This window comes from Streptomyces sp. NPDC048521 (assembly GCF_043199855.1).
Lineage (GTDB): Bacteria > Actinomycetota > Actinomycetes > Streptomycetales > Streptomycetaceae > Streptomyces.
Window position 1 is genome coordinate 718772 of the sequence record NZ_JBICWR010000002.1, and the last position, 9190, is coordinate 727961.

At 76.3% G+C, this 9190-nt stretch carries 1 protein-coding gene; it reads right to left on the minus strand.

The window, feature by feature from the left end:
- Window positions 1-36: 36 nt before the first annotated feature.
- The gene (locus ACGFRF_RS07560; RefSeq protein WP_393737662.1) at window positions 37-9126 is read right to left on the minus strand and encodes an SDR family NAD(P)-dependent oxidoreductase; all 9090 of its coding nucleotides are present in this window, start codon (window positions 9124-9126) and stop codon (window positions 37-39) included.
- Window positions 9127-9190: the final 64 nt, after the last annotated feature.

Genomic DNA, 9190 nt, shown 5'->3' on the forward strand with positions numbered 1-9190 from the left:
CTCGTCGGGAGGCGGCCGCAGCGGTGCCGTGGGCGCTCAGGTGGTGCGTCGGCCGAGTTCGTTGTCGATGAAGGCGAAGATCTCGTCGGCCGACGCCTCCTGGAGCCGCTCGGCCGGCTCGGTGCCCGCGGGCCGGCGCCAGCGGGCGAGAACGGCCTCCAGCCGGGTGGTGACCAGGTGCCTGGTCTCCTCGTCCGCCGCCTCGTCGGGCAGCGCGTCCTCCAGTTCGCTCAGCCGGGCCAGCAGGTGGTCCGCCGGGGCGGTGACGGGCGGCAGCAGTTCGGTGCCCAGGTGGGCGGCGAGTGCCGCGGGCGTGGGGTGGTCGAAGACGAGGGTCGCCGGCAGCCGCAGCCCGGTCGAGGCGCTCAGGCGGTTGCGCAGCTGGACGGCGGTGAGCGAGTCGAATCCGAGCTCCTTGAACGCCTGGAGCGGATCCACCGACTCCGGTGAGGCGTGGCCGAGGACCGCGGCCACGGTGGCCCGGACCAGGTCCAGGAGGGCCTCCTCGCGCTGCTCGGGCGCAAGGGCGAGGATCCGGTCGACGGCCGGGACCTCCGTCTCGGGGCTCGCGGTCTCGCGGGCGGCGGCGGGGACCAGGTCCCGCAGCAGGGTGGGCAGGGTGCCCTGGGCCGCCGCCTGCCGCAGCGCGGCGGTGTCCAGCCGGACGGGAACCAGCGCGGCACGTCCGGAGCGCAGCCCGGCGTCGAACAGGGCGCGCCCGTCGTCGCCGGTGAGCGGTACGACGCCGCCGCGCCGTAGCCGTTCGAGGTGAGCGCCGTCGAGGTGGCCGGTCATGCCGCTGGACTCGGCCCACAGCCCCCAGGCCAGCGACAGGGCCGGCCGGTCCGTGGCCCGGCGGTGCCGGGCGAGGGCGTCCAGGTAGGCGTTGGCGGCGGCGTAGTTGGCCTGGCCGGGGCTGCCCAGGGTGCCGGCGACGGACGAGAACAGCACGAACGCGCTCAGGTCCAGGTCCCGGGTCAGCTCGTGCAGGTGCCACGCCGCGTCGGCCTTGGCCCGCAGCACGGTGTCGAGCCGGCTCGGGGTGAGCGAGCCGACGACGCCGTCGTCGAGGACGCCCGCGGTGTGCACGACGGCGGTCAGCGGGTGCTCGGTGGAGAGGCCCGCGAGCAGGTCCGCCAGCGCCGTCCGGTCGCCCACGTCACAGGCGGCGACGGTCACCTCGGCGCCCGACTCCGCGAGTTCGGCGACGAGTTCGGCGGCTCCGGGGGCGTCCTCGCCCCGCCGGCTGGTGAGCAGCAGGTGCCGTACGCCGTGTGCGGCGACCAGGTGCCGGGCGACCAGGGCACCGAGGGTGCCGGTGCCGCCGGTGATCAGGACCGTGCCCGCCGGGTCGATGCCGCCCGGCGCGACGGCGCCGGGCTGATCGCCGTGCTCCGCCGGACCGGTGCCGCTCGGCGCGGGTCCGGCGAGGGTGAGCCGGGGGGCGAGGACGCGGCCGTCGTGCAGGGCCAGTTGCGGTTCGCCGGCGGCGAGCCGGGACAGCACCGGGTGCGGCGGCGCCGGCCGGTCGGCGTCCTCGTCCAGGTCGAGGAGGGCCAGGCGGCCGGGGTGTTCGGACTGTGCGGCGCGGACGAGTCCCCATACGGCCGCGTCCGCGAGGCCGGTGAGCCGGGTCCCCGGATCGGCGCCGACCGCGTTCCGGGTGCACACGACCAGCCGGGAGCCCTCGAAGCGCTCGTCCTCCAGCCAGGTCTGGACCAGTTCCAGTACGCGGTGGAGCGCGCCCCGGACCGCCTCGGGGCTGCCGTCGTCCGGGGCGGCCGCGGACCGCACCAGCACGAGGTCGGGCACCCGCTCGGCCTCGGCCAGGGCGGCGAGGGCCAGCAGTTCCGGGTCCACGGCCGGGTTCCCGGTGGGAGTGCGCGTCTCCTCCACGGCGTGCAGCAGCACGCAGGAGGGCTCGGGCGAGGCCGGGGCGGGCGGCAGTTCGGCCCATTCCACGTGGTGCAGGGGCAGGTGACCGGCGGTGCGCAGGGCGGCCAGCTGCCGGGCGCTGATCGGGCGGACCGTGAGTTCGTCCACGGTGGCGAGCGGGGTGCCGTCCGGTGTGCTCAGCGCCAGCGACACGGTGTCCCGGCCGGCCGGGGTCACGGCGACGCGCAGGGCCGTGGCTCCGGTCGCGTGCAGCCTGACCCCGCTCCAGGCGAAGGGCAGGCGGATCCCGCCGTCGGCGGGTTCGGTGGCCGCTTCGAGGGCCAGCACGTGCAGGGCCGCGTCGAGCAGCGCGGGATGCAGGGTGAAACCGTCGCCCCCGGGCAGCCGCACCTCGGCGAACAGCTGTCCGTCCCGTCGCCAGGCGGCGCGCAGACCCTGGAAGCCCGGGCCGTAGCCGTAGCCGCGCTCGGCGAGCAGCGGGTAGAAGGCGTCGACGTCGACCGGCTCCGCGCCCGTGGGCGGCCAGGGGACTCCGGCCGGTGCCGCCGACGGGGCGGGCGCCGTCGTGGGCCGTACGGTGCCGGAGGCATGCCGGGTCCAGTCCGCCTCCTGTCCGGTTCCGTCGGTCGCCGGGCGGGAGTGCACGGTGACCGGGCGGCGGCCCTCGGCGTCGGCCGGGCCCACCAGCACCTGCAGCCGGGTGTCCCCGGTCGCGGGCAGGGCCAGCGGAGCCTCGAGGGTGAGGTCCTCCACCTCGGCGCAGTCGGTCTGCCGGCCGGCGTGCAGGGCGAGTTCGAGGAAAGCGGTGCCGGGCAGCAGGACCACTCCGTCCACGGCGTGGTCGGCCGGCCACGGGTGGGCGTCGAGCGAGAGCGTCCCGGTGAGCAGGACGCCCGCGTCGCCCGCCAGGACGACGGCGGTGTCGAGCAGCGGATGCCCGTGGCCCGCCGGGCCCGTCCCGGAGGCGGTGCGCGGCCGGCCGGCCGGGTCGAGCCAGTACCGCTCCCGCTGGAAGGGATAGGTCGGCAGCGCGGCCGGGTCGGCGGGGGTACCGGCGAGCAGCCCGCGCCAGGACACCGGGGCACCCTGGACGTACGCCTCGGCCAGTGACAGCAGCAGCCGGCGGCGGCCACCGTCGTCGCGCCGCAGCGTGCCGAGCGCCCCGGCGACGCCGGGTGCGACGGTGTCCAGCGTCTCCTGGACGGCCGCCGCGAGGACGGGGTGGGGGCTGCTCTCCACGAACAGCCGGTGGCCCTGCTCGGCCAGCGCCGCGACGACTTCGTGGAAGCGCACCGTCCGGCGCAGGTTGCGGTACCAGTACGCGCCGTCCAGGACCGTGGTGTCGGCGAGCTGTCCGGCTGTCGTCGTCGACCAGAACGCGGCCTCGGCGGGCCGGGGGTCGAGTCCGGCCAGCAGGGTGCTCAGCTCCTCCTCGATGGCCTCGACGTGGGCCGAGTGCGAGGCGTAGTCGACGGGGATCCGGCGGGTGCGCACTCCCTCGCGCGTCAAGTGGTCGGCCAGGTCGTCGAGGGCCTCGCCGTCGCCGGAGACGACGACGGCGGTGGGGCCGTTGACGGCGGCGAGCGCGAGCCGTCCGGGCCGGTCGGCGATGAGGGCGGCGGCCTGTTCGGCGGAGGTCGCGACGGAGAGCATGCCGCCCTGTCCGGCCAGTGCCCTGATCGCCCTGGAACGCAGCGCCACGACCCGCGCCGCGTCCTCCAGGCTCAACGCACCCGCCACACACGCGGCCGCGATCTCCCCCTGCGAATGCCCCACCACAGCCGCCGGACGCACACCGAACCCCTGCCACACCGCGGCCAACGACACCATCACCGCGAACAGCACCGGCTGCACCACATCGACACGCTCCAACGACGGCGCACCCGCACCCCCGCGCAGCGCATCCACCACCGACCACCCCGTGAACGGCTCCAACGCCGCCGCACACGCGGCAAGACGCTCCGCGAACACCGGCTCACTCGCCAGCAACTCCCGGCCCATCCCCACCCACTGCGACCCCTGCCCCGGAAAGACGAACACCGGGTCGATCCGGCTCTCCGCGAGGCCGGAGACGAGGTGGGGGGCGGGGACGTCGTCGGCGAGCGCGGTCAGTCCCTGGATCAGTTCGGCCCGGTCGGAGCCGACGATCACGGCCCGGTGTTCGAACTCGGCCCGGGTGGTGACGAGGGCCGCCGCGAGGGCGGCCGGCTCGGCGTCCGGGTCCGCGGCGAGCCGGTCCAGCAGTCGCCGGGCCTGTTCCCGCAGGGCGTCGGCGCTCCGGGCGGAGAGCACCCAGGGCAGCAGCGTGCCCTGCGGCATCCGCGGTGCGGGAGCGGGCCGTTCGGCGTCCGGGGCCTGTTCGAGGATCACGTGGGCGTTGGTGCCGCTGACTCCGAAGGAGGAGACCCCGGCCCGGCGGGGGCCGTCGTGCTTCCACTGCTGGGGTTCGGTCAGCAGCCGGACCGTGCCCGCCGACCAGTCCACGTGCGGGGACGGCTCGTCCACGTGCAGGGTGCGCGGCAGCTCGGCATGACGGATGGCCTCCACCATCTTGATCACACCGCCGACACCCGCAGCCGCCTGGGTGTGCCCGATGTTCGACTTCAGCGAACCCAGCCACAACGGCCGCTCCGCCGAACGCTCCGCGCCGTAGGTCGCGATCAGCGCCTCCGCCTCGATCGGATCGCCCAGCGTCGTGCCCGTACCGTGCGCCTCCACCACGTCCACGTCCGCCGCCGACAGACCCGCGTCGGCCAGCGCCTGCCGGATCACCCGCTGCTGGGCCGGACCGTTCGGTGCGGTCAGACCGTTCGACGCGCCGTCCTGATTGACCGCACTGCCCCGGATCACGGCCAGCACCTTGTGCCCGTTGCGCCGCGCGTCCGACAGCCGCTCCAGCAGCAGCATCCCGGCGCCCTCGGCGAAGCCCGTGCCGTCCGCGCCCGCCGCGAACGCCCGGCAGCGGCCGTCGGGCGAGAGGGCGCGCTGGCGGCTGAACTCGACGTACACCGTCGGGCTGGCGATGACCGTGGCGCCTCCGGTGAGTGCCAGTGAGCACTCACCGTTGCGCAGGGCGCGGGCGGCCAGGTGGATCGCAACGAGGGACGAGGAGCACGCGGTGTCGACGGTGAAGGTGGGGCCCTGCAGGCCGAAGGTGTAGGCCACTCGTCCGGCGGCGACACTGGTGGTGTTGCCGGTCAGCAGGTAGCCCTCCAGGTCGTGCGGGGTGCCGGGCGGGCGGGTGACGTACTCGGCCGGTACGACGCCGAGGATCACGCCGGTGTCGCTGCCCCGCACCGCGGCGGGGTCGATGCCGGCCCGTTCGAAGGCCTCCCACGCGGTTTCCAGCAGCAGCCGCTGCTGCGGGTCCATGGCCAGCGCCTCGCGGGGCGAGATGCCGAAGAACTGGGCGTCGAAGGCGTCGGCGTGGTCGACGAAGCCGCCGCGCCGGGTGTAGGCGGTGCCCAGCACGTCCGGGTCCGCGTCGTACAGGTCCTCGACGCGCCAGCCGCGGTCGGTGGGGAAGGCGGAGGTCGCGTCCCGGCCGTCGGCGACCAGCCGCCACAGCGTCTCGGGGTCGTTCGCCCCACCGGGGTAGCGGCAGCTCATGGCGATGATGGCGATGGCGTCCTCGTCGTCCGGGGTCGCCGTGCCGCCGGCGTCGGGGAGGGCGGGCCGCGGTGCGGAGGGCGCGACCCGTTCGAGCAGCAGGGCGGCGACGGCCTCCGGGGTGGGGTGGTCGAAGACCAGGGTGGCCGGCAACCTCAGCCCGGTCGCCGCGTCGAGTCGGTTGCGCAGCTCGACGGCGGTGAGCGAGTCGAAGCCGGACTCCTTGAAGGGCCGTGCCGGGTCGACGGTGGCGGGTCCGGAATGTCCGAGGACGTCCGCGACATGTTCGCGGACCAGGTCGGTCAGGGCCTGCGCCCGGGCTGCCTCCGGCAGTCGGGCCAGCCGGTCGGCGAGCGCGGAGCGGGGTGCGGCTGCCGCTTGGGCGGTCCGGCGGGCCGGGCGCGGGAACAGGCCGCGCAGCACAGGCGGCACCTCGCCGTCGGGGTGCCGGGGCGGCGTCAGACGGGCCGCCACGAGCGCTCCGGGCAGGTCGGCCGCCGCGTCGAACAGGGTGAGGCCCTCGTCGGTCGTCAGCGCTGCGGCGCCGAGCCGGGCCAGCCGCCCGAGGTCGGCCGTGGCGAGGTCGCCGGCCATCCCGTCGGTGGCCCAGGGACCCCAGGCGAGGGAGGTCGCGGGGAGTCCCTCGGCGCGGCGGTGGGCGGCGAGGGCGTCGAGGAAGGCGTTGGCTGCCGCGTAGTTGCCCTGGCCCGCGTTGCCGAGGACGCCGGCGAGTGAGGAGAACAGCGTGAAGGAGGCCAGGTCGAGGCCGCGGGTCAGCTCGGCCAGGTGCCAGGCGGCGTCGGCCTTGGGGGCCAGTACGGCGGCGCAGCGTTGCGGGGTCAGCGTCTCCAGCGTTCCGTCGTCGAGGACGCCGGCTGCGTGGACGACGGCGGTCAGCGGACGCCCCTCGGGAACCGTCTCCAGCAGAGCAGCCAGCGCCGCCCGGTCCGCCACGTCACAGGCGGCGACCGTCACCTCCGCCCCCAACCCCCGCAACTCAGCGGCCAGCTCCTGCGCACCCGGAGCCTGCGCACCACGCCGACTCGTCAGCAGCAGATGCCGCACGCCGCGCTCCGCGACCAGATGCCGGGCGAGCAGGGCGCCGAGTCCGCCGGTGCCACCGGTGATCAGCACGGTGCCGTCCGGCCGGGGTGCGGCCGGAACGGTGAGGACGACCTTCTGGGCCTGTCCGGTCTCGTTGAGCAGGCTCAGTGACTCGCGGACGCCGGCCACCTCGCGCACCGCCGCCGGCAGCGGGGCGAGCACGCCCTCCGCCCACAGCGGCGCCAGTTCGGCGAACGCCTCCACGGCCTCCTCGAGGGTGTTCCGGTCCGGCCACGGCAGGAGTTCGGCGGCGTCGAGGACCGCGTCGAACGGGCCGTCGGGGGCCTGCGGGGAGTCCGCGGCCACCGTCTGGACCTGCCAGCCGTGGTGCCGGGCCAGTCGCACCACCGCGGGGCCCGCCCCGCTGTCCGCCGAGCGCACCAGCAGTGTGCGTCCCGGCCGGTCGGCGGCGAGCGCGCGCAGGGCCCGGTGGGCGGCGAGGCAGGACAGCGGCAGGGTGGCGGCCTGCGCGTACGACCATGCGGCGGGTATCGGCGCGAGCAGCCGGTGGTCGGTCTCCGCGAGGGAGGCGACGGCGCCGGGGAACAGGCCGAACACCCGGTCGCCGGGGGCGAGTCCGGTGACGCCCGGGCCGACCTCGGTCACGGTTCCGGCACCCTCCGCGCCCAGCGGCACCTCTCCGGGCAGCATGCCGAGGGCCGCCAGCACGTCCTGGTTGTCCAGTGTCGCCGCCCGGACCGCGACCCGTACCCGCCCGGCGCCGGGCGGCCCGGCCGGGACCGGGGCAGGCACCAGCGCGAGGTTGGCCAGCGATCCTCTGGGTACGGCGTCCAGTCGCCAGGCCGGTGCGTCCACCGGCGGCACGAGCCGGCCGCCGAGCTGCGCCCGGACCAGCCGCGGCGCCAACAACCTGCCTTCCCGTACGGCCAGTTGGGTCTCGTCGGCGGCGAGCGCGGTCAGCGCGGCGCGCACCGAGGCGGGATCGTCGTCCAGGTCCAGCAGCAGGAAGCGGCCCGGGTGCTCGGCCTGTGCCGCGCGGACCAGGCCCCACACCGGAGCGGCGACCAGATCGTCCGGGCCGTGCCCGGCCTCGGGGGCGACCGCTCCCCGCGTCACCAGGGCCAGCCGGCAGCCGGCCAGCCGCTCGTCGGCCACCCATTCCTGGAGCAGCGCCAGCACCTGCGAGACGGTGTCGTGGACGGCGTCGGGTATGTCCTTCCGGGCCGGTTCGGCGGCGAGCGCGGTGCCGTCCGCAGCCGCGTGCCCGTCCGCCGTGCGGCCGACGGCCGTCAGGACGACGTCGGGCAGCCGGGCTCCGGCCGCGACCGCCTCGGCCAGCGCCGCGGGCGTCGGATGGCGCTCCACGCCCGTCAGGCCCAGGTCGTCCGGGCCGAGGAGCGCCACGTGCGGATCGCCGGCCGGGCCGGCCGGTACGGGGCTCCAGGCGGTGGTGAACAGCGCGTCGTGCCGCTGGGCGCCGGCGGCGCTCAGCTGTTCCGGCGCGATGGCCCGGAACACAAGGGAGGCCACCGACACGACCGGCGAGCCCGCCGCGTCGGCCACCTCGAGGGCCACCACGTCCTCGCCGCGGCGTGCGAGGTGCACCCGCAGCGCGGTCGCGCCGGACGCGTGCAGCCGGACGCCGCTCCAGGAGAAGGGCACCCGGACCGGGGCGGTGTCCGCTCCGGCACCCTCGACCGCGAGCAGCGCGAAGGGGTGGAGCGCCGCGTCCAACAACGCCGGGTGCACGCCGTATCCGGCGGCCGTGGTGCCGGCCGGCAGTTCCACCTCCGCCCACAGGTCGTCCCCGCTGCCCCAGGCGCGGGTCATGCCGCGCAGCGCCGGTCCGTAACCGAGACCGTGCGCGGCCAGCCGCTGGTAGGCGTCGGCGACGGGCAGTTCGGGTGCGGGCGGCGGCCAGGCCGTCAGGTCGTCGGGTCCGGGCGCCGTGGCACCGGGCGCGAGGACACCGGTGGCGTGCCGGGTCCACGGCGCGGTGCGGCCCTCCGTGCCGCCCGGGCGGCTGTGGACGGCGATGGTGCGCCGGCCGGAACCGTCGGGCCGTCCGAGCACGATCTGCAGGTCGACGGTGTCCTGGTCCGACATCACCAGCGGGGATCCGAGGACCAGTTCCTCGACCTCGTCGCAGCCCACCCGGTCGGCGGCCCGGACGGCCAGCTCCACGAAGGCCGTGCCGGGTACGACGACCGCGCCGACGATCGTGTGATCGGCCAGCCAGTCCTGCTCGCGGAGGGCGAGGCGGCCGGTCAGTACCAGGCCGTCCTCGTCCGCGAGGTCGACGGCCGCCGACAGCACGGCGTGCTCGACGGTCTCCAGCCCGGCCGAGGTGACGGAGGCGGTGGCGCCCGTGCCGTCGGCCCAGTAGCGCTGGTGCTCGAAGGGATACGTCGGCAGCTCCACGGGCACCGGCCGGTCCGCGTCGACCAGACCGGCGTAGGCCGGATGCCAGTCCACGCTCACGCCGTGGGTGTGCAGCGCCGCCAGCGCGGCGAACACCACCGCCACCTCACCACGACCCCGACGAGCACCGGCCACCGCCAGCACCTCCGAGCCTGTGACACACACCGGCACCACACCCGTCAGCGCCGCGTCCGGACCC